Source organism: Azospirillum sp. A26, from assembly GCF_042604635.1.
Lineage (GTDB): Bacteria > Pseudomonadota > Alphaproteobacteria > Azospirillales > Azospirillaceae > Azospirillum > Azospirillum palustre.
In genome coordinates this window covers 108010-129574 of sequence record NZ_CP170478.1, presented here as the reverse complement: position 1 = coordinate 129574, position 21565 = coordinate 108010, and the positions used below count along the sequence as shown (strand labels likewise).

Annotated in this window: 25 protein-coding genes and 2 pseudogenes; 11 read left to right on the top strand and 16 right to left on the bottom strand. The window is 63.7% G+C overall.

Annotated features, from left to right (window positions below):
- Positions 1 to 29: 29 nt before the first annotated feature.
- The 6 genes from ABNQ39_RS36620 to ABNQ39_RS36595 form a co-directional block, all read right to left on the bottom strand.
- Positions 30 to 848: an IS6 family transposase gene (locus tag ABNQ39_RS36620; RefSeq protein ID WP_376967755.1), complete on the bottom strand. Its 819-nt coding sequence runs from the start codon at positions 846 to 848 to the stop codon at positions 30 to 32.
- Between the two features lie 82 nt (positions 849 to 930).
- Positions 931 to 1314, bottom strand: a complete 384-nt coding sequence (locus tag ABNQ39_RS36615; protein WP_376967753.1) for a hypothetical protein — start codon at positions 1312 to 1314, stop codon at positions 931 to 933.
- Between the two features lie 13 nt (positions 1315 to 1327).
- The gene (locus ABNQ39_RS36610; RefSeq protein WP_376968080.1) at positions 1328 to 1483 is read right to left on the bottom strand and encodes a DUF4167 domain-containing protein; all 156 of its coding nucleotides are present in this window, start codon (positions 1481 to 1483) and stop codon (positions 1328 to 1330) included.
- A 216-nt stretch (positions 1484 to 1699) separates the two neighbouring features.
- On the bottom strand, positions 1700 to 2194 hold the full coding sequence (locus tag ABNQ39_RS36605; RefSeq protein ID WP_376967751.1) for a BLUF domain-containing protein: 495 nt from the start codon (positions 2192 to 2194) through the stop codon (positions 1700 to 1702).
- Between the two features lie 249 nt (positions 2195 to 2443).
- Positions 2444 to 2815 carry a response regulator gene (locus tag ABNQ39_RS36600; protein WP_376967749.1) on the bottom strand — a complete coding sequence of 124 codons (372 nt, stop codon included), beginning with the start codon at positions 2813 to 2815 and terminating at the stop codon, positions 2444 to 2446.
- A gap of 260 nt (positions 2816 to 3075) precedes the next feature.
- Complete coding sequence (locus ABNQ39_RS36595) at positions 3076 to 3825, bottom strand: sulfite exporter TauE/SafE family protein (RefSeq protein ID WP_376967747.1); 750 nt, start codon at positions 3823 to 3825, stop codon at positions 3076 to 3078.
- Positions 3826 to 4012: 187 nt separating this feature from the next.
- Between ABNQ39_RS36595 and ABNQ39_RS36590 the strand changes: the two genes are divergently transcribed.
- A protein-coding gene (locus ABNQ39_RS36590; protein ID WP_376967598.1) for an IS630 family transposase occupies positions 4013 to 4962 on the top strand; the annotation gives its coding sequence in 2 pieces (ribosomal slippage) (positions 4013 to 4352 and positions 4352 to 4962; 951 coding nt in all).
- On the opposite strand, the gene ABNQ39_RS36585 is transcribed toward ABNQ39_RS36590, so the two are convergent.
- From ABNQ39_RS36585 to ABNQ39_RS36560, 6 genes are read right to left on the bottom strand one after another with little or no spacing between them, the layout of a single operon-like run.
- Complete coding sequence (locus ABNQ39_RS36585) at positions 4947 to 5150, bottom strand: TniQ family protein (RefSeq protein ID WP_376967745.1); 204 nt, start codon at positions 5148 to 5150, stop codon at positions 4947 to 4949. The two genes, ABNQ39_RS36590 and ABNQ39_RS36585, sit on opposite strands and share 16 nt — an antisense overlap.
- A gap of 16 nt (positions 5151 to 5166) precedes the next feature.
- Positions 5167 to 6081: a TniB family NTP-binding protein gene (locus ABNQ39_RS36580; protein ID WP_376967743.1), complete on the bottom strand. Its 915-nt coding sequence runs from the start codon at positions 6079 to 6081 to the stop codon at positions 5167 to 5169.
- The gene (locus ABNQ39_RS36575) at positions 6075 to 7253 is read right to left on the bottom strand and encodes a Mu transposase C-terminal domain-containing protein (RefSeq protein ID WP_376967741.1); all 1179 of its coding nucleotides are present in this window, start codon (positions 7251 to 7253) and stop codon (positions 6075 to 6077) included. The genes ABNQ39_RS36580 and ABNQ39_RS36575 overlap by 7 nt, the downstream gene beginning before the upstream one ends.
- On the bottom strand, positions 7232 to 7900 hold the full coding sequence (locus ABNQ39_RS36570) for a hypothetical protein (protein ID WP_376967739.1): 669 nt from the start codon (positions 7898 to 7900) through the stop codon (positions 7232 to 7234). Before ABNQ39_RS36570 ends, ABNQ39_RS36575 begins: the two co-directional genes overlap by 22 nt.
- Positions 7885 to 8115, bottom strand: a complete 231-nt coding sequence (locus tag ABNQ39_RS36565) for a hypothetical protein (RefSeq protein ID WP_376968089.1) — start codon at positions 8113 to 8115, stop codon at positions 7885 to 7887. Before ABNQ39_RS36565 ends, ABNQ39_RS36570 begins: the two co-directional genes overlap by 16 nt.
- A complete protein-coding gene (locus ABNQ39_RS36560; RefSeq protein ID WP_376968077.1) occupies positions 8063 to 8455 on the bottom strand; it encodes a Tn7 transposase TnsA N-terminal domain-containing protein in 393 nt (130 codons plus the stop codon). The genes ABNQ39_RS36565 and ABNQ39_RS36560 overlap by 53 nt, the downstream gene beginning before the upstream one ends.
- 358 nt (positions 8456 to 8813) lie before the next feature.
- Between ABNQ39_RS36560 and ABNQ39_RS36555 the strand changes: the two genes are divergently transcribed.
- The 6 genes and pseudogenes from ABNQ39_RS36555 (at position 8814) to ABNQ39_RS36530 (ending at position 12509) form a co-directional block, all read left to right on the top strand.
- Positions 8814 to 9571 (top strand): IS5 family transposase gene (locus ABNQ39_RS36555; RefSeq protein WP_376967737.1). Its coding sequence is split into 2 segments (ribosomal slippage): positions 8814 to 9147 and positions 9147 to 9571, totalling 759 coding nucleotides; the frame shifts between segments, so codons are not numbered across the junction.
- Positions 9572 to 9696: 125 nt separating this feature from the next.
- A complete protein-coding gene (locus ABNQ39_RS36550) occupies positions 9697 to 10578 on the top strand; it encodes a hypothetical protein (protein WP_376967735.1) in 882 nt (293 codons plus the stop codon).
- A gap of 292 nt (positions 10579 to 10870) precedes the next feature.
- Positions 10871 to 11158: a toxin-antitoxin system TumE family protein gene (locus tag ABNQ39_RS36545; RefSeq protein WP_376967733.1), complete on the top strand. Its 288-nt coding sequence runs from the start codon at positions 10871 to 10873 to the stop codon at positions 11156 to 11158.
- On the top strand, positions 11155 to 11517 hold the full coding sequence (locus tag ABNQ39_RS36540) for an HVO_A0114 family putative DNA-binding protein (RefSeq protein ID WP_376967731.1): 363 nt from the start codon (positions 11155 to 11157) through the stop codon (positions 11515 to 11517). Before ABNQ39_RS36545 ends, ABNQ39_RS36540 begins: the two co-directional genes overlap by 4 nt.
- A 27-nt stretch (positions 11518 to 11544) precedes the next feature.
- Entirely contained in the window at positions 11545 to 11829 is a 285-nt protein-coding gene (locus ABNQ39_RS36535; RefSeq protein ID WP_376967729.1) for a hypothetical protein, read from the top strand.
- 27 nt (positions 11830 to 11856) lie between these two features.
- Positions 11857 to 12509 (top strand): annotated as a pseudogene (locus ABNQ39_RS36530) (IS5 family transposase).
- Positions 12510 to 13301: 792 nt separating this feature from the next.
- Here ABNQ39_RS36530 and ABNQ39_RS36525 read toward each other — a convergent pair.
- Positions 13302 to 14120, bottom strand: a complete 819-nt coding sequence (locus ABNQ39_RS36525; protein ID WP_376968074.1) for a hypothetical protein — start codon at positions 14118 to 14120, stop codon at positions 13302 to 13304.
- Positions 14121 to 14320: 200 nt separating this feature from the next.
- On the opposite strand from ABNQ39_RS36525, the gene ABNQ39_RS36520 reads away from it, so the two are divergent.
- Complete coding sequence (locus ABNQ39_RS36520; RefSeq protein WP_376967727.1) at positions 14321 to 15211, top strand: hypothetical protein; 891 nt, start codon at positions 14321 to 14323, stop codon at positions 15209 to 15211.
- A 93-nt stretch (positions 15212 to 15304) separates the two neighbouring features.
- Positions 15305 to 15694, top strand: a complete 390-nt coding sequence (locus tag ABNQ39_RS36515; protein ID WP_376968071.1) for a DUF4167 domain-containing protein — start codon at positions 15305 to 15307, stop codon at positions 15692 to 15694.
- Positions 15695 to 16014: 320 nt separating this feature from the next.
- On the opposite strand, the gene ABNQ39_RS36510 is transcribed toward ABNQ39_RS36515, so the two are convergent.
- On the bottom strand, positions 16015 to 16542 hold the full coding sequence (locus tag ABNQ39_RS36510) for a tautomerase family protein (RefSeq protein ID WP_376967725.1): 528 nt from the start codon (positions 16540 to 16542) through the stop codon (positions 16015 to 16017).
- Positions 16543 to 16652: 110 nt separating this feature from the next.
- Here ABNQ39_RS36510 and ABNQ39_RS36505 point away from each other — a divergent pair, with 110 nt between their 5' ends.
- Positions 16653 to 17678 (top strand): GlxA family transcriptional regulator, encoded by a 1026-nt coding sequence (locus ABNQ39_RS36505; RefSeq protein WP_376967723.1) that lies wholly within the window; start codon positions 16653 to 16655, stop codon positions 17676 to 17678.
- A gap of 234 nt (positions 17679 to 17912) precedes the next feature.
- Here ABNQ39_RS36505 and ABNQ39_RS36500 read toward each other — a convergent pair whose 3' ends face one another.
- Positions 17913 to 19244 (bottom strand): hypothetical protein, encoded by a 1332-nt coding sequence (locus ABNQ39_RS36500; RefSeq protein ID WP_376967721.1) that lies wholly within the window; start codon positions 19242 to 19244, stop codon positions 17913 to 17915.
- 672 nt (positions 19245 to 19916) lie between these two features.
- Between ABNQ39_RS36500 and ABNQ39_RS36495 the strand changes: the two genes are divergently transcribed.
- Positions 19917 to 20666: a hypothetical protein gene (locus tag ABNQ39_RS36495; protein WP_376967719.1), complete on the top strand. Its 750-nt coding sequence runs from the start codon at positions 19917 to 19919 to the stop codon at positions 20664 to 20666.
- Here ABNQ39_RS36495 and ABNQ39_RS36490 read toward each other — a convergent pair.
- Positions 20661 to 21418 (bottom strand): annotated as a pseudogene (locus ABNQ39_RS36490) (IS5 family transposase). The gene ABNQ39_RS36495 and the pseudogene ABNQ39_RS36490 sit on opposite strands and share 6 nt — an antisense overlap.
- Between the last annotated feature and the right edge of the window lie 147 nt (positions 21419 to 21565).

Below are 21565 nucleotides of genomic sequence, written 5' to 3'. Positions count from 1 at the left end.
GCGGAGCAGCCGGCTACCGGCACGATTGGTTAGGCGACGGCGAGCATGTCGCGCAGAGCAGCGACTCTCTGGACATGGATCGCCCGTCGGCGGGCGGCTGGAATGTGCTGGTTGCGCCGGGTCGCTGGGCGCAAGAAGTTGCGCACCTCATCGTGAGCCCGACAGAAGCGGGCCGCACCGAGCGGCGACTTGAAGCCGCGCATCGGTCGGATGCGGCCTTTGACCCCACGATGGTCCTGTTCCAGATGATTATTCTTGAACTTTGACGTGCGGTGTTCGACGTCGTCTCCGAATACCTCTTCCAGGGCCGGAGGGTAGCCGGCATGCTTGTCCGTCGTGATGGTCTCCGGGATGATGCCTGTCACCTCCACGGCGGAGCGGAAGAAGGCCTCGGCGGCGGCTTGGTTGCGGGTGGCGCTGAGATAGACGTCGATCAGGTTGCCGTCGCTGTCGATGGCACGGTACAGGTACTGCCACTGACCGGCGACCTTGAGGTATGTCTCGTCCACGTACCAGCTCCGGCCAGTCTTTCCCCGACGGCGTTGGCGCAGCGTCTCGGCGAGCCGCGGCGCCAACTTGGCTTCCCAGTCGCGCACCGCCTCATGGGAGAAGACCAAGCCGCGCAAGAGCAGGATCTCGGCGAGATCGCGCAGGCTGAGCTTGAGCCGAAGCCGCCACAGTACGATCAAGAAGACCACGTCCGTGGGCAGCTGAAGCCGATTCAGCAGCGAGCCGGTGCGCTCGTTGAAGCCGCGCCAACATTGGCGGCAACGGAAGCGGCGATAGCCATGCGCCGTTCGGTCCGAACGCTCCGAGGTTGCGGTCGAGTGGCAGTGCGGGCAGCGCATTCCTCACCTCCAGAGTGGAGGTGTCCCTCTACGTCAGCCCCACGGTTACAAGCAAGATAGCGCGAGGGCTGACGGAACCCCTTTACGCGACAGATCGCGAACCTGGGATGGCCGACGATGCGTCGTTGTGATCTGCCCGTTGCCCGCTTCCGAGTTCGTCCAGGACGTGCTGGTATTCGCCCGGTGGCAGGGCGCGTGCGTCCTCGGCCATGTGCCGTAAAGCAGCGAGACCGGCCTCGGTAAACCGAGCCCGCAGCCAATGGCTACCGTCGTCCCGCAACTCCAGCAGCCCACGGTCCAGCATCCCCTGAATGACCGTTCCCGGCTTCGGCTGACCCTTGTTCGGCCCGGTGGCCCACCGCTTCACCAGGATGCCGCTCTCCAGCCGCGGCGCCTGCCCAAAGCGCACCATGAATTCGTTGCGGATCAGAGCCCGCTCCCGCGGCGTCAAGGTGGTGTCACTCACCAGCTCATCTCCCTCAGTCCTCTCCCCGCGATACGCGGAACCAATGCTCAGCATACTGCCGACACAGTTCAGCCTCCACGCCATCTCCGGTGCGTTCGGCATCGGCCGCGCGAGCGTCCCACTCGGCCGCGGATGGGCCATAATTCCCCTGCCCGGCTAAGTCGTTGATTCATCTTCCACAACCGGAGCGCCGAGCAGTTTATATGGAAAACCGGGCTACACAACCGAAAGCGAGGGGGGTGGGGCACTCTTGGCGAGACCCGCCGAGGAAACAGCCTCCGCGGCTATGGCAAACGGGGACCCGCCCCCCCGCCCACGGGTCAACACTGCCGGCGGTACGGCCTTCCCTTCTCGCCGCCCGGACTCCGGCCGCGGCAGATTCAGGTTAGGCGCCCAGAATTTGACCCCTATGGGGAAAGTGACCGCATTGATCTTCGCAAGGCACTGGACTCAGTTGTGACGCCTCGCACGCATACCGGTACGACAATATCAAGACCCCAATAGCAAAAGCGGCATCATAGGATTTCGCATAAAAGCCATCGTAAGATTTGCGAGAGCCAATTGCTTTTTGCCAAAGAAGCGCGTCATCAAGAAACATCATATTCATCGACCAAGAGCCAAACAATCTGGCCGAGGCAGACTTGTTGTGGAATATAATTTTTATGTTTTGGTGCCTCTCTTCATTTTTAATATTTTTAATTATTCTTCTCAAACTTACCGGTTTTCCTTCTATTGAAAATAGGAAAACACCACCACATTCGACCATAAAGCCTGTAATATTATTATCTTTGTTTGAGCGCGCCGAGGAAAAGCAAATATTTATTATTTCATCGTATGGCATGATATATTTTAACTCACTGCGCAGAACGAGTCTGTGCATGGCAATATCCCCCACGCTGCGCTTGCGAACGTTCGTGAAATTCTTAGCTTACATATTATAGTATGCCTGTCAAACTGTTTGAAGTCTTAGGCAATTCCGCAACCGGCAGCCACTTTTGTCGAGTTTGCCATCGTCGATAGTTTGATCGCTGGCGCTCAGACGAGGTGCACCCTGCCCGTCGCCCTGGCCGCCGCGGTGCGCTACGTCCTCGCTGTCAAAGCCGGCGAAGTCCGCAGCGAGGCCTGCCCGTCAGGCCCCAGCCCGCCCGGACAGCAGTGCGGAGATCGTCGGTGCCATCGCGGCCGTGTCGTAGGGTTTGCGCATGACCACCAGATGCCCGGGCTCCGGCAATGGAAGATCCTCGCTGAACCCGCTCACCACGGTGATCGGCAGATCCGGGCGATGCTCGCGGATGGATCGGATCAGGGCCGCGCCATCCATCACCGGCATCCGCATGTCGGTGATCAGGATGTCGGCCGGATCGCCCGCGTCAGCCTCCACCGCTTCCACACCGTTGCGGGCGACCGTGACCCGGAACCCGTCGCCCTCCAGAATTTCGGCCACCACCAGGGCAACCAGATCCTCGTCCTCGGCGAGCAGAACATGAAGGGAGCCGGGCATGTGTCACGCCGAATGGGACTTCAGATCGTTCAAATATACACAAATAATCGCCTCCGGGATAATCGGAAACATTTTGTCAGTACTTGCCATTTTCTTACGATATTAATTTAGTATATTTATACTTAAGGTGGCGCAACGCCTCCGATTAGCCAAGACGAGCACCGGCCCCGGTGCCGCCTTCGGCCGCTCTCCAAAAAGAAGACGCCAACGATTGTGGAGCATGAACATTTGCAACCGCGCAGGACCGGGCGGAGCGTCGCTCACAACGACAGCATCTTTACCCCCGACGTCACCAGGATTGCCGATAGCAGATAACGTAGAGCCGCGACCGGCAGATGCCGGCTGCCCAGCCACGCCCCGACCGTTCCGCCAACACCGGCAGCTACCAGCCACAGTGGCAGCGCCGCCGGCAGCGTCGGCAGCGTCGCCCAGGCGCCGAGCAAGGCCGACGCCGAGTTCAGCAGGTTGAAGGCGGCCGACACCGCCGCCGTCCGCCGGGTGTCGACCCAGCCCATCAGCAAGATCAGCGGCGCCAGGAAGATACCGCCCCCCGTCCCTGTCATACCGGAGAGGAAGCCAATGCCCGCCCCCGCCGCCAGGGCCGCCCAGAAGGGCGGGTGCTCGCGCGCCGCCGGCGTCGGCCACCGGTTGCTGGCCCAGGTGGAGCGCGCCAGTTCCAACCCGGCCAACAGCAGACAGCCGCCCACCACAGGGTAGTACAACGCCCCTGGAAGATGAACCAGCCCCCCGGCGAAGGAGAAGGGAACGCCCAGAACACCGAACGGGTAGAAGATGCGCCAGCGAAGCAACCCCGCCCGCGCGAACCGCGCCGTGCCGATCGCCGCAACCAACAGGTTCAGCGCCAGGGCAACCGGCTTCATCATCGCCGGATCCAGGCTGACCATCCCCATCACCGCCAGATAGCCGGACGCCCCCGCCTGACCAACGGCGGCATACAGCACCGCGATGATCAGGATCAATCCCGCCAGTTCGACCGTCTCCCCCAGCACGCGCACCTCCCGGTTCCCGGACCTTCTAATCGGCCGGTCGGCGGCTCACCACCGTTTTCGTCGTCGCTGATAGGGATGACCATGCGCGGCGGAGCTAGAGCGGATTGACCGGCATCTGAATCGAGGGATTTCCACGAGCGGCCATTTGTGATTCAAGCTTCGGACCGGTTGAAGGAGGCCGGTCTGGATGTCGAAAGCCCTGTCTGTCGATCTTCGTCGGCGTGTGGTGGAGGCGGTTGCGGCTGGAGCGTCTTGCCGGGCAGCTGCGGCGCGCTTCGAGGTTGGGGTTTCCTCGGCGATCCGCTGGGTTGCCCGTGCACGAACGCGCGGCGACCTGAGCCCGGACAAGCGCGGTGGCAATGTCCGCTCGCATCGGATCGACGAGCATCGGGACCTCATCCTTGGCTGGATCGAGGAGAAGCCCGACCTGACCTTGGCAGAGGTAGCCGAGCGCCTGGACGAGGCGGTGGGGTATCGGCCACTGCCCAGCATCGTGTGCCGGTTCTTCCAACGTCACGGCGTGACGCGGAAAAAAAGACAGCGCACGCTGCCGAACAGGATCGAGCGGATATAGCCGACAGCCGCCAAGCCTGGTTCGACGCCCAGCCGGACCTGGACCCGGAGCGGCTGGTGTTCATCGATGAATGCGGCACCTCCACCAAGATGGCGCGGATGTACGGCCGTGCGCCGCGAGGAGAACGCTGCCGCGCTGCGGTTCCCCATGGGCACTGGAAGACGACGACCTTCGTCGGCGCTCTTCGCTTGTCGGGCGTCACCGCTCCGATGACGCTCGACGGTGCCATGGGCGGTGCCGCCTTCCTCGCTTATGTCGAACAGGTTCTGGGGCCGACGCTGAGCCACGGAGATGTCGTCGTGATGGACAACTTGCCCGCCCACAAGCTTCCGGCCGTGCGGGCGGCAATCGAGCGGACAGGCGCCGTCCTGAAGCTCCTGCCGCCCTATAGCCCAGACTTCAACCCCATCGAGATGGCATTCTCAAAAATCAAAGCGAACCTCAGGAAAGCCGCGGCAAGGACACTCCCCGAACTGTGGGATGCCATCCGAGATGCCATCGACAACGTGACACCAACCGACAGTCGAGCCTTCTTCACTGCCGCCGGTTACGAACCAGAATGATCGGAATCCGCTCTAGATGTCGGCCCCGTTAGGTTATCGAGGTCCTCGTGCAAGGAAGCAGGACTCAGGCCGTTTGCAAGAGCAAGCCTGGAAATCCAGCTGCTCAGCAGTTCGTTCGGTTGGATTGGTGGGCGGATCGGCCAACGTAAGGGCGCCACCACCGCTGGCGGAATGTCCTCGATCTCCATCGTCGGTCGTTTCCTATCAGTCGACCCGCATAGCGACCGCCGAGGCTCGGCGTGCTGACGGAGGCATAAAGTCGATCCGCTCGAACAGGCCGACATCAATCCGTTCGTTTCCTGTCCGCACGGCCATCTCCGCCGCCCGAACGATGAGCGTCACGATTTCCCCAAGGATACCTTCCGACAGTGCGATGAGGCGCCGCGTCATCACCGGATTTGCCAACCCCGACGGCCGCCGCAGAGGAAGGGCACGTTCGAAGGCGGCGAGCAGGCTGCGCAACTCATCGTCGTCCTGCCATCGCGGCAGTGGAAACGGTTCGAACCGATTGGCAAGCTGATCGTCGCTGTGAATGACCTGCAGCGCCTCCTTCACGCCAACAGCCACAAGCGGTATCTGCAACTCGTTTCCCAGGTACCGCAGCAGATTCAGCATCTCCGAGAGCTTGTTCGTCGGCCCGGCCAGTGCATTGTGGATCTCGTCAATGATGAGCACCCGGACGCCAGTTGCGCGGAGAAGCTGGATCGCCTGAGACTCTTTTTGGACAAGGCGCTGCCATTTGGCCGCCGCTACGCCGGGGGCGCCGAGACTTTCCAGCACGACATGGTAGAAGCGCAGCGGGTCCGCGGCGCTTGGCATCTGAACGCGGAGTACGGGGACAATGTCTGCTCGGCCGTCGAGACTCATGGTCGGCGGATGCATGCGGCGGAACTTTTCCGTGATCATCGTCTTGCCAGAGTTGGTGGGCCCGACGATCAGGAGATTCGGCATTCGCATTTTCTTCGGTGACCGAAGCAACCATTCCAGCTTGGCAACGGCGTCGTTCGCCCGGGTGTATGCAATATACCGATCGGCGAGGATGCGCTCGATGCGCGCTTCGTCGTCCGTCGACTCGGCAATCTGCCGAGTGACATCGCTCAAGTGATCCAGGTTCACCAATCCTCCACCTCGAACGGTCGCGGGGGAGCGACCACGGTTTCTTCTCCAGCCGGCTTGTCCTCCGACGGCACCTTCTCCACCTGCGCCAGCGTCCGGTGCCGACGGCTTCGTTCGGCTTGGCGTCGTGCTCGCTTGCTCTTTGCCGTCGCCGCCGCGACCACAGCGCGCATGCGCTCCACACCTTCGAAGATCGCTGCCTCGTCCATCGTGCGTGCTCCTTCGGCGCGGAGCTGACGGGACACCTCGCGGTGCTCCCATAGGGAGATCACCGGTCGATGCCGCGCTTTGTAACCGAGGGGGTAATATTCGTTGTCGATCGACAGGAGCCATATCCGCGACATATCGCGCGGATCGTATCGAACGACGAAGCGCGTGGACTGTCCGATGAGGGGGCGTAGCGCATCGGACCAATAGTGGATATTGAAGAGACGGACTCCGTCGCCCGTCACCTCTCGGCGGGCCAGCGGCAGGAAGTCGATCAGGAATCGCTCGGGGTTAGTGACGCGGGCAGGTAGCCCCCGCCCTGGCCGTTCCGGTGTCCCGAGGATGCCGCGCTCCCACGCTGCCAGCGGCGTCATCCCGAGCGCGGAGTGCCTCTGATTGTGGTACACGCAGACGTTCAGCGTTAGCCATTCCTGTGTCTCCGCCAGCGTCATTACTGCGCTTTTCTCGGCATCGTAGTCGCCTTTCGCAGACACATTGCTGAACGTCGTGCCCGGTAGGAAATGTACGTCGCCCATCATCGTGCCGATAAGGCGCTCGATGTGACCACCGTAATGCGGTGTGCGTACGGGCCGATAGTCGATGGTGATGCCATGCTGCGAGCATCCCCGGCGCAGCGCCTCGGAATGGAATTCCTTGCCATTGTCGACGTGAACCGTATCCGGAATGCCCCAGACCGGCCACTTCATGCCAACGCGCATGCGCTCGAGCCAGTTGTCCTTCGGCGCGACCGCGTGGGTCAGGCCGAGCCCGACCGATGTCGCGCTCGGCGGATCGAGGGACAGCAGAAAGCCAGCCACCATGCGCGTATGGACGTCGACGGCCAGCGTCAGGAAAGGCCGCCCGATTGGGCGGCGGTGGAACTCGTCGACGAGGATAAGGTCGACCACGGTGTGATCGATCTGGATGACCTCCAGCGGCCACGACGTTATGGGGAACGTCCCGAGCACTGGAGCGAACTATCCCGCGCCGCCTTCACCCCGTCCTGGGCGCGAACGACGTCCTTGCGCGGGAGGGTGGCGAGCCGACGATAGACCGTGGTACGGCCCGGCGGCTTCAGGCCCGCTCCTATGCAGCGGCGGCGAATCTCTAGGTGGATGGCGTCCCCGGTCCGTTTCGGCCGCATGAACGCCATCTCGGTGATCGTCGCCATCACGATCCGTTCGACCGGCGCGTCGAGCATCTCCAGGCCCGTGGGTTTGCCGCGCTTGCGCGGCAGCAACGTCGTGGTGCGGGGATCTTCCAAATACCGAGCGATCAACCGGTAGACCATGTTGGCTGTTATCCCGAGGGTAGCCGCACCTTCGGCGACTATTGCCCGGCTTCGCTTCGGTATCTCGGCGAGCGCCTTCACGACGCGCTCCCGGCGCACTGCCAGATCCCAATCCTCCTGAGCTATGATGGCGAGATCGATGTTGCTGTCTCCCGCCGTTTCCGCCGGCGCTGTTGCCGATAGGTCGGCCACCGCGACCGTACGGGACGTTCCATCGGGCAGCACGACAACCACGCTATCGACGCCTGCCTGACTGACGATCGTCACCGGCGTTTCATTGAGCCAGACCGCCGCCCCGGCTGACAGCGTCAGAAGTTGCGGCATTGTACGAACAGAAGTGTTCCACCGCTGATCGGCACATCGAGGTCGCAGGTCACGAAACGGCGCGCGATCATAGGCCACAACGCCGCGAGCACATCACCCTCTGGCCGGCCCTGCGCCGTCAGCGCCTCAACAACTTGGCGAAACGTCAGTGGACCGCCACGATCAAGAAGCTCGATGCAGTCCTGCTGGAGTAGATGGTCGATCGGGTCGCGCATCCGCGGCACCAGCCGCTTGGCGTTCAGCAGACGCGCCGTCCGGATCGCGCTCCGTCGCGATCCTGAAGGACATGCCGTGTAGCCGCGCCCAATCCCGCGCTGCGATTAAGCGATCCCGATATTGTGACCAATTCGCCCGTAGGTCCTGTCGGTACTTCACCTCGACAAGCTCGGTACCGTCCTGACGCACCACCCGGTAATCCGGCGTGTAGTACCGAACTCTGCCGTCGCTGGCTGCCCAGGAGATTTTTACCGGTTGTTCCTCGATCGCGAGCACCGCCGGGTCCAGCCGTTGAAGAAGAACGAAATCACGCTCCAACGCCGATTCATGGCCGATCATGTCCATGCCAGCGGCCAGTGGCTGAGCGCCGGTAACGTGAGATCGGCGGCTTAAAGGAATCTGGCGAACAGGCATTTCGTGTTGACGATGCCAACATTGTTGCAATGTTTGACGGTTACGCGTCGTGTTCTGAATTGTCCACCAATCTGTGGGATATTTTATGGTGGACCACTTTAGTGTGGGACGGGTCCGCAAATTTGCGGGATAACTATCTGCATGATACTTGAGCCTCTGGTAAATTCTAATGCGGGATTCGACAGCTTTGGTTCGCCCCCGGCACTGGCAAGGGTCCGGACCCATAAAGAGTCTTTCCGGCAGGGAGCCGTTGTGATTCAACACCCTGGAAAGGGGCTTTGCGATGAGCGACGGTCAGTTCTGGTTGACGGTGGAGCAGTTTGGGCGGCTTGAGCCGCACCTTCCGCGCGACACCCGAGGCAAGCCGCGCGTGGACGATCGCCGTGTGATCAGCGGAATCGTCCATGTGCTGAAGTCGGGCGGGCGCTGGGCGGATGCTCCACCGGCCTACGGTCCGCGCAAGACGCTCTACAACCGCTTTGTCCGCTGGGCGTCCAAGGGCGTGTGGGAGGGCATCTTCCATGCCTTGGCCGCGGCGGGTGGGCCACCGGCCCAGGTAATGATCGACTCCACGGCCGTGCGCGCCCATCGTTCGGCGAGCGGCGGCAAAGGGGGGAGCGTGCCCAGGCCATCGGACGGTCCCGAGGTGGGAGAACCACCAAAATCCACGCCCTGAGCGATCCGCGCGGTCGGCCGCTCGCCTTCCTGCTGACCGGCGGTCAGGTCGCCGACTGCACCGCCGCCGACCGTCTGCTCGACCGGATGCCTGCCACCGACCTTCTGCACGGCGACAAGGGCTACGACAGTGCCGCTGTTCGCCGGAAGATCGAAGAGGCAGGGGCCGCGCCCAACATTCCGCCACGCGCCAACAAGCGCTGGAAAAACTGCTTCTCTCCCTACCTCTACCGGAACCGCAACGTCATCGAGCGCATGTTCGGACGCCTTAAGGACTTCCGGCGCATCGCCACCCGCTACGACCGGTCCGCCACCAACTTCATGGCGGCCATCCACATCGCCGCAACCGTTGCCTACTGGTTATGAGTCCGGACCCAAGGCATTGGTTACTACCGCTTTGATGGCGCGCCTCCAGGGAAGTGAAGCGCCCGAGGTCGATCCGTCGTTTCCAGAGCAATGGCAGAACGCGTCTATCTGAGGAGGGCACGATCATGACGGAGCAAGGGCATTCCGATAAGCGATCTGGTGTGCTGAGCCCTTCACGCATGGATCGGGCCGCTCCCCCGCCGCACGTGTGGGACTGGCAAACGTACAAGAGTTGGCGGGGTGTCGTTTGGGACCTGCTCAGCGACGTCATTGACGATCAGGTGCGTGGCGCTTTTCTCGTCGATCCGCCCCAGTGCGTGGCAGGAGATGATCTGAGCTGGCTTGATAAGATCATCCTCAAGGCACGTGGCGAAACGGTCGACTCAAAGGCGCTGCTGGCTGATCGGCTTGTTCACCGCTTTACGCACCTGCGAGCGGTTCATGGGACCCGCACCGACGATGTTGGGTCCTTCTACAAACACGGACTGCTTCCACTTGATCCCGAGTTCTCCCATAGGAACGTTCGACGGATCTTCCTGGAGGGCATGTTCCCCGAACTTACCGCCGGGGATGTCGAGGAGGCAATTGCTGCAGTCGGTCACACATACCGAGCTGGACGCGTTTACTTCGAGGCCAATGAGCCGATGTTCCTAGAACAATGTGGACACTACCTGCATTACGGGAGTGAATACGTAACTGCAATCGCCGCCCATCTTCCCGGCTCTCGTGACTATCGGCAGGTGTTGAAGAAAGAGGGGCAACCGACGCTTTTTGTGTGCGACGTGCCGCTGGGACTTGTATCCGGGCACACTGTGCTTGAGTTTTCCGGGATGGCGCTCTCGTATATCTTCGAGGACCTCCTGGAAGGTAACGACTATGTCCCGGACCCTTGGCGCGGCGCAGGGTTCGCAATCCGCTATCCGCTGCCTCCGGCCTGCATTGTCGGGCACTATCATCCGGCTCATGTGCGCGATCCTCTTGCACGCAGGGGCGTCCGTGCAAGCTGACCTACGGTCCAGATAGCGAGCCTGCCGGTGGGCCGGCGGCGATCGGCAGCATGATGGCCAGCACCGGCCCCACCGGCTCCACCGCCCTCCAGGTTGCACCTAATGCAGGGCGATAGGCGCGGTGCCGCCCTGAGCGGCCCATTCGCCGGCAGGCCGACGGCGCCGACCAGACGCAGGATCGCTGGCGGCCCGGCCAGTCGGCCGCCGCAGTGGTGGAGTTGGCCGGGCACCCGGAGCGAAGGATAATGATGGCGCTTGACGCCATCAATCTGTGATGGCATGATGCGCCATCATGAAGGCTGAACTCATCATCCGCGAACGCTACCGCTACCCAGACGGCGACCTCGCCGAAATGGTCGTCTGGCGGGTGCCGGAACCGGTACCGCCGACGACACATGGCTTCAAGTACCGCTTCGCCTACATCGTCGCGGGACAACGCGTGTTGGGATACGACAACGAGCGCGGCAAGGGTGACCACCGGCACGTCGGCGACGCTGAGGAGCAGATTGCGTTTTCCTCGGTAGACGAACTGCTGGAACGGTTCGTGAGCGAAGTTGAGGATTACAGGAGGAGCCGATGAAAAAGACGATCATCGTTGGCGGCAGTCTGCGGGACGCCGCCGCTCGCGTGGCCGATGCCTGGCACCGCGCCGAACGCGGTGAGGTGGTGGCGCCGCAGGACACGGTCACCTTCGCAACCTGGTCGGCGCTTGCCTCGGTGATGACCGACCGGCGCCACGAGATGCTGCGTCACCTGCACGGCCATCCGGCTCCCAGTATCCGGGCACTGGCGCGTGAACTGGGGCGTGACTTCAAGCGGGTCCACGAAGACGTGACCGCGCTGGAATCGATCGGGCTGATCGAACGTGAAGACGGCACGTTGAGGGCCGGCTATGACGAGATCCAAACCACGATCCCAGTCGGATCGCGCGCAGCCTAGTCGTCCAGAAAAGGAGGACTCTATTTCATGTCGAGCGCATCAATCTCCCCGCCGGCTCCGCAGGAATGGCGCCTATGTGCTCGAACCATCATCGAAGCGCTGGCGCAGGCCTGTCCATTCGCAGCTGGGTTAGCAACCATCTACCGGTATACGCACCCCTCCCAGATGGATCTGGATATCGAAAAGTGGCGGGCCGACATCAGCGGGCGCGTCAACGATCACTCTGCGGCAATCGCCGCGCTTGCAGGCATCCTGACGCCGAGGCTAGGGTCCGGACCCATAAATGGACTTTTCTGGATGGAACCGTTGTGATTGAACGCCCTGGAAAGGGGCTTTGTGATGAGCGACGGTCAGTTCTGGTTGACGGTGGAGCAGTTTGGGCGGCTTGAGCCGCACCTTCCGCGCGACACCCGAGGTAAGCCGCGCGTGGATGATCGCCGTGTGATCAGCGGAATCGTCCATGTGCTGAAGTCGGGCGGGCGCTGGGCGGATGCTCCACCGGCCCAGGTAATGATCGACTCCACGGCGGTGCGCGCCCATCGTTCGGCAAGCGGCGGCAAAGGGGGGAGCGTGCCCAGGCCATCGGACGGTCCCGAGGTGGGAGAATCACCAAAATCCACGCCCTGAGCGATCCGCGCGGTCGGCCGCTCGCCTTCCTACTGACCGGCGGTCAGGTCGCCGACTGCACCGCCGCCGACCGTCTGCTCGACCGGATGCCTGCCACCGACCTTCTGCACGGCGACAAGGGCTACGACAGTGCCGCTGTTCGCCGGAAGATCGAAGAGGCCGGAGCCGCGCCCAACATCCCGCCACGCGCCAACAAGCGCTGGAAAAACTGCTTCTCTCCCTACCTCTACCGGAACCGCAACGTCATCGAGCGCATGTTCGGACGCCTTAAGGACTTCCGGCGCATCGCCACCCGCTATGACCGGTCCGCCACCAACTTCATGGCGGCCATCCACATTGCCGCAACCGTTGCCTACTGGTTATGAGTCCGGACCCTAGGGCTCTTGCTCGTACACCGGGATGCCTTCCCCCTGGAACGATCCCCGTCTACGAAGCTGGCCTCGTCGACGCCGACTTCCCCTTTGACCGTGCTTGTTCCTCCCCAAACCATGATATAGCGTTTGCAGGGGTTGTGATCGCAGTAGCATACTTGCAATATTGTCAAACCTATAGCATGGCACCGCGTCCTTCGGGCACAGTGTTCAGCAACCTGGAATCCGGCTACTTCTCGGTCGCAGGCCGCCCAAGCGAAGATGCGCGGACTGTTTCTGATCTTCTCCACGCAAAGAACTATTTATTTATGCGACGGACTATACCTGGAGGTCCGGTAAAGACCGTCAAACCGGAGCACTATTTCGAGGGGTGATCAGCGCCGTCCCGGCCGCCGCGGTGGTGGTGCTGGGGGACTGCCCGGCGCCGTCCTCCGCCAGCAGGTCCTGCGCGTCGACAGCGCCGATCAGCAGCGAAAATTTTCGCGCATGGCGAGCATGCGCGCGGTAGATTCCTACGGAGGACAAAGCGAGGCCTCATGAACCGCCGGTTATCACCCGTCCAGGATCCCGAAGTGACCGACATGCGCCGCCCGGCAGTTGCCGAGCCTCCGGAGGCTCTTGATCCGGCCGCGGCATTCGCACTGGGGCAGTGGTGCATGGCGGAACGGCTTGCCCAGCCCGGTCGACCGCCGCGCCGGCGCTGAAATGTCCGGGCAGGCATTGACCTGCCGCTGTCTATCGATGGAGGCTTTCGACAGAGCAAGTTAGCCTCACAAACGGACCCCCTCAATCAGAAGAAAGACAGCTGCCACAACAGCGGCCGGACGCATCCGTTCTCGCTGCGTCGGCAGGGCGAAATTCCGGCGTGGGCCGAGGAACCGGCGGTAGCGTGCACAGCCACTCCTCCAGGGTCTCAGGCGGCGGGTCTGCCGCGGCGGGCGGCCTTTCGACGGATTGGACGGCGTCCGATGCCTGCGGTGCCGGGCCCGGCACGGCGGTTCGGGGCATGGGCTTCTCAGCAAGCTTCTCAAGAGACCTCTTGGCGGATCGGCCGGGGCTTGGCGCCTTGTGGCGCGGTACGGAAACAGCCGGGGGCAAGTTCTTCCCGGATTCGGGCGGTGGCGGTGGTCGGGCGGGTGGGGCCGGAGCCGCTTCTCCCGGACCTAGCATCGCGCCGGGCCGTACCTCGCCATCCTCGTCGAGCCGGGCGGCGTAACGCGTTCCCGTGGAGGAAATGAACTCCCCCTCCCCGGTCGGACGTCCGCCTTTGAAGGAGCCGACGTAGCGATGGCCGCCCGGAAAGGTCAGTGTCCCATTGCCGGAGGCTTGGCCGTGGCGGTAGGTGCCGGTGAAGGACCGCCCATTCTCCCATTCGACATGGGCCTCGCCCTCCAATCGACCGGCCACCAGGGTCCCCTCCGCCCAACCGGCCGACTGGCCGTTGGTCGTCCAATCCAGCACTCCACTGCCCTGGGCAAAGCCGTCCCGGCACTGGCCCGCCCAGCGGAAGCGTTTCCGGTTGCCGGGCTCCTGGTCCCGGACGCGGCAGCCGCCGGTCAGGTCCGATGCCTGCCTTTCCGTGGCGGGAGCAAGGCTCGATGCCATCGCCCCCAGCAAGACGGCAAAGCCGAAGATCACTGGCCGGACACGCATGAACAGGCACTCCAGACGCACTCGAACCGTGGCGAGAGGAAAGGGTAGCCGCACCTGTCCATCCCCCTCTGTGGTCTGGCTCTCAAACCGCGCTCGATCGGCTGGCGGGGGCCGCGCTACACTCGCTTCCGGCGCAGCGTCGGAGTTTGGCGATGAAAGCGTTCGCGGTCGCTCTTCTGCTGTGGACGGTGGGGACGGCGCAGGCGGCGCCCCTCGATCGGTATCTGGCCGTACGTGACCGACACATCGCCGCCCTTAACCGGGAGGCGGAGGCCGGTGGCGTCGACAGCGCGAGCCGGAAGGAGGCGGACGCCCGCCGCGAGCTGGAAGGGATGCTCAAGGCTATGGTCGGGCCGGTCGCCGTCCGGGGCTTTCCTGCCGATGGCCGGATTAGCCTGCAGACTCTGCTGAAGGAGTTGGGCTTCGGCATGCTGGACGGCATCGCCTACGGCGAAACGGACAACCAGCGGGTCGTCGTCGCCACTACGGAGGAACTGCTGCGGAATTGGCTGAAGGAGCATCGTGAGTGGTGGCCAGGGCTTGGCCGCATGCCGCAGGATCCCAGGGCGGCCCTCGGGGAGGAGGATTTCTACACCCAGGCGATCAGCACCGAGGCCGCTGTCGCCCGCTTCGCTGACCTGCCGATCAAAGCCCCAGGGGCGGGGTTCGCCGTCGCCATGCTGGCGGCCGCCCGGCAGGACATCGGGCTGGGGGTGCCGGACCGGATCGTCCTGTCGGTGCTCCAGGGTGGCAGGGTGTTCGTCGCGGTCGAGCCCGTCGCCGCGCCCATCGCACCCATCCCTGCTTGCAACGCGGTGTGGACGCAGCACGAGGAGGCCGCGCAGCGCGCTTGGAAGGTCTTTTCCGCCTCGAAACAGGACGAGGCGACGCGTGAGATGCTCTTCAAGAAGGCGACCGGTCTGGAGACAGAAGGCGACAGAGCCTACCGCCGCTGCTTCGCACAGCGGCTCTTAAGGGAGGCTGCCTTTCAGGCCGTGGTCCAGCAGGCGCAGGCCCTGATCGACCGCCTACCGCTGCCCTAAGAGCACCTTACTCTGTCGAAGGCCTCGCGCGCCGAGCCATTGAGCCGTTCCGCTCATTCTTCCAAGAAGGGGCGGTATGGCTATTCCGCCGGCATGACGGCGCCAGCGCCGGCGGCGCCATTCGCGCACCGGCAGACCCACCGTGTCGGAGAATTTCCGCGCGTTGTAGCGATGCACGGCGTAGACTCTGCCCGGTCAAAGGATGCCCCTCCACTCTATCCAAGGAAGTCGGTAGGCCCCATGCCACCCTCCAGGCCCTACGTGCCAGTACCGCGACCAAATTTCAGCAAGCCCCGTCCCACCACTGCCGCCTCGACCGGCGTTCGACCAGCCCCCGCGCGTGTGAATGGATCCGCGCTTCAAAAGCAGAGTCAATGGCTCGCCCGCGCTGCCGATGCCGAACGCACCGGAGATGGCGTGGAGGCTGAACTGTGCCGGCAATATGCCGAGCATTGGTTCCGCGTCTTCCGAGGACAGGATTGAGGGAGATGAGCTGGTGTCTGGATTATGACCGATGCTGGCGAAGAGGTTGTCGTTGATGCTCGCTACATCGTCGATGCAGAAACCCCGACCGATCCAAAATAGGAGCCTTCTGCCGTCTATGCGCGACCAGACCGCCAACAACGGCGGTATGGGCACCTCCGGGCCACTACGCAAACGTGCTTCTTTCGAGTAGTGACCCCAGTCCGGCCAAATCTGATCATGCCATCCGGAAGCCTCGGCAGATCCGCTTTAGATCGACTGGCTTGGCCGGGAGAGGCTGCCTCTGATGTCCGAAAGCTCCAGGCGCAGCTGGGTCGACCTTAACCGGCTCCTCTTCCAATGGCATCAGCCATACTCGCAATGACGTCCAACGCTTTCGTCCTGCGGCGGCGGGCCAGCCTTTCGCTACCCACACTGCGGTCCTGATCCCCGGAGATGAAAGCCTGGATCTCTGGAAGGTGACGGATTACGCCGCGGCTGCCCCAATGGCCGTCGGGCACCTCAGTCGGGAAAACCCAGACCCTCGGAGCGACATCCTCAAAGCGTCCACCATCGGCACGGACGATAGCTTCCGTCAGCTCCTTGACCAGACGCGCCATGGACTCCTGCGTGTACTGCCCCTCCGGGACGCTCGGGACGATCCGATAGCGCGGCGCCGCGGCGGGAAGGCCACCGACGAAAGTAGCGTCGGGCCGATGGAGGAAAAGCACGGATACGCTCTGCGCGACTTCGTTGGCAGGGTCGAACCCTTCGGCCCGAAGCAGGATGTCGGTCATCTCCTTGAGCAACCGCGCCTCGACGTCTTGCGCTAAGGCGCCCTTCGGAATCACCACGTCGATCATTGGCATGCTTGCATCTCCTTTATCTGCAGCCTTGACGGTTTGCATCATGCGGCTTGAGTACGGCGTGCGGGAGTGGCAGATTTGACAATGTTCGAGGCAAATCAGACAGGGTTGCGATGATCATCCGGATTTGGGTGTGTGATGGCACTCTGTCGTCTGGCGTCGCCGGTCCGGTGGATGTTTTTGCCGTCGCGAACATGCTTGCCGCCAAGCGAGCGGACCCCAGCGGGCAGCCGCCGTTGCGGTGGTTCGTCGAATCTATGGACGGTCGACCGGTCCAAAGCGCGTCCGGACAGATGATTGCGGTGGATGGCCGTATGAACCCCGAAGCGTCGGCCGACGCCATACTGGTGACGGCGCCCTACGCTCCAGACATCGACAGATTTCTGGAACGCCGCGAGGAGGTCGCTGCACTAACGCGGGCCCTGCGGCGGCAGCACGAGAGAGGGGCGGTGCTGGCATCCTACTGCACCGGCAATTACCTGCTCGCCGAGGCCGGCCTTCTCGATGAACGGCCGGCGACCACGCACTGGGCGAAGGCCAGGGATTTCACCCGGCGTTATCCACGGGTCGCGCTACGCGCTCAGGAAATCCTGACCGAGCAGGATGGTATCCTGTCCGGCGGCAGCGTGACTTCATATCTCACGCTCGCCATAAGGCTTGTCAGCAGGCTGTCCGGCGCGGAACTCGCCGCTGCCACGGCCAGGATGCTGCTGATTGATACCAATCGGGTCTTGCAAGCGCCGTTCGCGACGCTGATCGAGGAGCATGGACATGGCGACCGGCTGGTCGCCCGTGCCCAGCGCCGGATGGCCGCGACCATCCAACAGGCCTCATCCCTGTCAGAACTCGCCACCCATCTCGCGGTCAGCGAGCGGACGCTCAACCGTCGCTTCAAACAGGCAATTGGGATCGGTCCTTTGGAATATCTTCAGGCGTTGCGGGTGGAGATCGCAAAGCAACTGCTGGAGGCAGGAACTTTGAGCATCGATGAAATCTGCCTGCGCGTCGGCTACGCGGATAGCAGCACGTTCAGGGCGCTATTCAAGCGCTTGGTCGGGCATTCGCCGCGTGAGTATCAGCGGTGGTCTCAACAGTTGCGGCCACAATGCAACACCGCACCGGAAAAAGCCGTTTGCTGACAGACGAGGCCGCTCACGGATATGCCGGTGGTTCGACGGCGGCCTGTCGGAAGCATCCGACAACGATTTGAATATTTTCAATGCCGTGGCGGAACGTATCCATCAAAGGAGCGAATACAGGACCATTCCTTCGTGAGCGAGATCACCCGGAACCCCGACGACGCGGCGATCGCCGCCACCATCATCGCCATGGCCCACCGGCCGCCGGCAGCCTCGCCGTGCCGGTCTGAGCGCTCAGGCCTGCTTGAGGAACAGCGGCGCCGACGGGTTGTTGAGCGGAGCCCCGACCACCGTCCAGCGGCCGGCGCGGTACTGGAACAGCTCGAAGCGCGCGGTCGGCCGGCCGCTGCGGTGCAGGAGGACGATGCCGTCGTCCTTGGTCCGCCAGGAGGCCTCGGTCTCGCGGCCGCCCTCGACCCGTCCGTCCGGCTGGAGGCGCAGGACGGACAGGCGGTTCCCGCCGGCATCCTCCAGCACCCAGTCGCCAGCGGTCACGTCCACCGGCAGTGCTGCCGCGGCGGCGGGGGGCGGGGCGGCGGGGTCCGGCCGACGGGTCGCCGGCGCGCGCAGGACATAGACCTGCGCCGGATCGGCCGGGGCGTGGCCGCGCAGCACCCCGTCGCCAGCGACGGCGGGGAACAGCAGGGCGGTGCGGCCGTCGGCGTCGTAGAAGGTCAGGCCGCCGTCCTCGACCGACCAGAAGCGCGCCTGCGCCTCGTTGCCGCCGACGATGACGCCGTCCGCCGCCAGGGTGAGCGTGCCGGTCGGTGCGCCGTCGGCCGGGCCGAACGACCAGATGCTGTCCTCCAGCCCGCCGGGGGCCAAGGCGGGCTGGGACTCCACCGATGCGGGAGCGGGTGTCGGGAGCGGGGTCGCGGGGGGCGGTGCCGACGTGAAGGTGGGCGCCGGTGCCGGAAGGGGATCGGGCTGGCTGCTGTTGCCATCGACGACGCGCAGCGAGGAGACCGGCACGGTGCCGTACTGGCTGGTGAAGGTCAGCGTCCAACCGTTGCCCTGCTGCTGCAAGACTCCGGAAATCTGGTGGTCGCCGGTGTCGTAGACGGTCAGCGACCCGGCGACCTCGACCGCCAGCCGGCTGGTGCCGCCGAAATAGGCGTAGCGCAGGTCGTTCTGCGAGCCGCTGGAGTTCGGCATGCCGAGATCCGCCGGCCACCAGTTGCCGCCGCCGAACCCCATGCTCATCCCGGAGGAGAGGGAGGCGCCCTGGCCCTGCTGCTGGTGCTGCCAAGACGGGGTTGCCGGCGCCGGTGCGGCGTCCTGCCACAGGCCCTGCTGCGGGTTCAGCATCAGTCCGGCGAGGTCGTTGCACAGATTGTCGACGGTGGCCTTCAGCGCGTTGTTGAACAGGTCGCTGACCATCGTCATGCCGCCCTGCATCCACTGTCCCGAGCCACCGAACTCCGGATGGCTGAACTGCGCCATGGTGCCGCCGCCGTTCAGAAGTGCTGCCAGCATGGACTGCGCGGCGTCGGTGCTGACGCCCTGGCGGCGGGCGATCTCCGCAAGGCGGTCCTGGCCGGCCGCCGTCAAAACCCGCATCGCCATGGCCCGTCTCCCGCCTTTGCACCGCATCTCCGCCACGTCGCGGAGCGTCTCGCGTCTCCTTATCATGGCGGACATCCGGCGTCACCCGCGCACCGGAGCGCTGGCACCGGGGCAGGAATGCCTCGGCGTTGCAGCAACGGTGGCCGGGACGCGCGGCGGATGAGACGAATGGGACAGTATGGAACATGGAACGTCGCCATGTTCGATCCGGTGCGGGTGGCAAGCGGGACGGGAATGGGCTTTGCAAGTCCTTTTCCCCCTGCGGCAGGGCAATTGCATTTGGAAACTACATTCCTTGGAAAGGACCTCCGTCATCCCCGCGAAGGCGGGGATTCAGAGTTTCCAAGGCGAATCTGATGGAGGCCCCGCGCGCCGACGGCGCCGACCAGCAGAATTTTCGCGCATGGCGAGCATGCGCGCTGTAATCTCCTGCGGCAGACAAAGCGAGGCCTCATGAACCGCCGGTTATCACCCGTCCAGGATCCCGAAGTGACCGACATGCGCCGCCCGGCAGTTGCCGAGCCTCCGGAGGCTCTTGATCCGGCCGCGGCATTCGCACTGGGGCAGTGGTGCATGGCGGAACGGCTTGCCCAGCCCGGTCGACCGCCGCGCCGGCGCTGAAATGTCCGGGCAGGCATTGACCTGCGGCTTTCTATCAATGGAGAAGGTGTCTTGACTGCAGTTCTCGACCTGACCGATCCAACTTCATGGCCGGACAATCTGCACCGATGCCTCGACACTCTCCAGGACGTGTTCCATGGTTGGGAGAAAGGGGCAGGCGCCGTAAAAGCTGCGGATTACGATCATGCTGGTGCCGAACTGTATGAAGTACTGCAACCGTACTCGCTCCTCGCGTGGCACTGCACGCGGCTGACAGACCATGAACATCATTGCATTGTGCGGGAAGGTATGAAGCTGCCGAACGGCGACATGCTCCTGCGACGCATCGTGGCGGCTCGGACGGATGGGCTTCTAGCGCCGGACGTGACGGATCTCCTTCTGGCAAAGCATCAGGCAGATCACCCGAACCGGGTGAGTCGGATCTGGTTCTGCTTCTTTCCGCCGCGAGTTGCCGGAGAATCCGGCATCGGCCGGTTCTTTCGGTACTGGGGTGGTGAGGCGCTCTACGGGATGCATGAGCCTGATCCGGTAACCGGCCCGGCATTGAGGGTGATCGGGAGGCCCAGCCTGGTCGAGGCGGAGGTACCGGTCGCCAGCCTTGGGCGACACACGTACCTGACCACCAAGGTCGCTCGACGTTACCTCGTTCACCAGGGCTTTGAGACACGGGAGTGCACGGATCACGAGGGCTGTGCGCTCCAACCGTTGCCGGCTGCTGCGATCCGGCGGGTGATCACCTTGGACGATCCAGACTTTGTGGCGTTGACGGGATGCGATGGCTGGAAGGGTCCGGACTCATAACCAGTAGGCAACGGTTGCGGCGATGTGGATGGCCGCCATGAAGTTGGTGGCGGACCGGTCGTAGCGGGTGGCGATGCGCCGGAAGTCCTTAAGGCGTCCGAACATGCGCTCGATGACGTTGCGGTTCCGGTAGAGGTAGGGAGAGAAGCAGTTTTTCCAGCGCTTGTTGGCGCGTGGCGGAATGTTGGGCGCGGCCCCTGCCTCTTCGATCTTCCGGCGAACAGCGGCACTGTCGTAGCCCTTGTCGCCGTGCAGAAGGTCGGTGGCAGGCATCCGGTCGAGCAGACGGTCGGCGGCGGTGCAGTCGGCGACCTGACCGCCGGTCAGCAGGAAGGCGAGCGGCCGACCGCGCGGATCGCTCAGGGCGTGGATTTTGGTGGTTCTCCCACCTCGGGACCGTCCGATGGCCTGGGCACGCTCCCCCCTTTGCCGCCGCTCGCCGAACGATGGGCGCGCACGGCCGTGGAGTCGATCATTACCTGGGCCGGTGGCCCACCCGCCGCGGCCAAGGCATGGAAGATGCCCTCCCACACGCCCTTGGACGCCCAGCGGACAAAGCGGTTGTAGAGCGTCTTGCGCGGACCGTAGGCCGGTGGAGCATCCGCCCAGCGCCCGCCCGACTTCAGCACATGGACGATTCCGCTGATCACACGGCGATCGTCCACGCGCGGCTTGCCTCGGGTGTCGCGCGGAAGGTGCGGCTCAAGCCGCCCAAACTGCTCCACCGTCAACCAGAACTGACCGTCGCTCATCGCAAAGCCCCTTTCCAGGGTGTTGAATCACAACGGCTCCCTGCTGGAAAGACTCTTTATGGGTCCGGACCCGAAGGAACGTCTTGACGGTGGAGTAGCCAAGGGCCAGGGGGCTGCTTGCGCAGCGACATAGGCATTCGGCGCGGA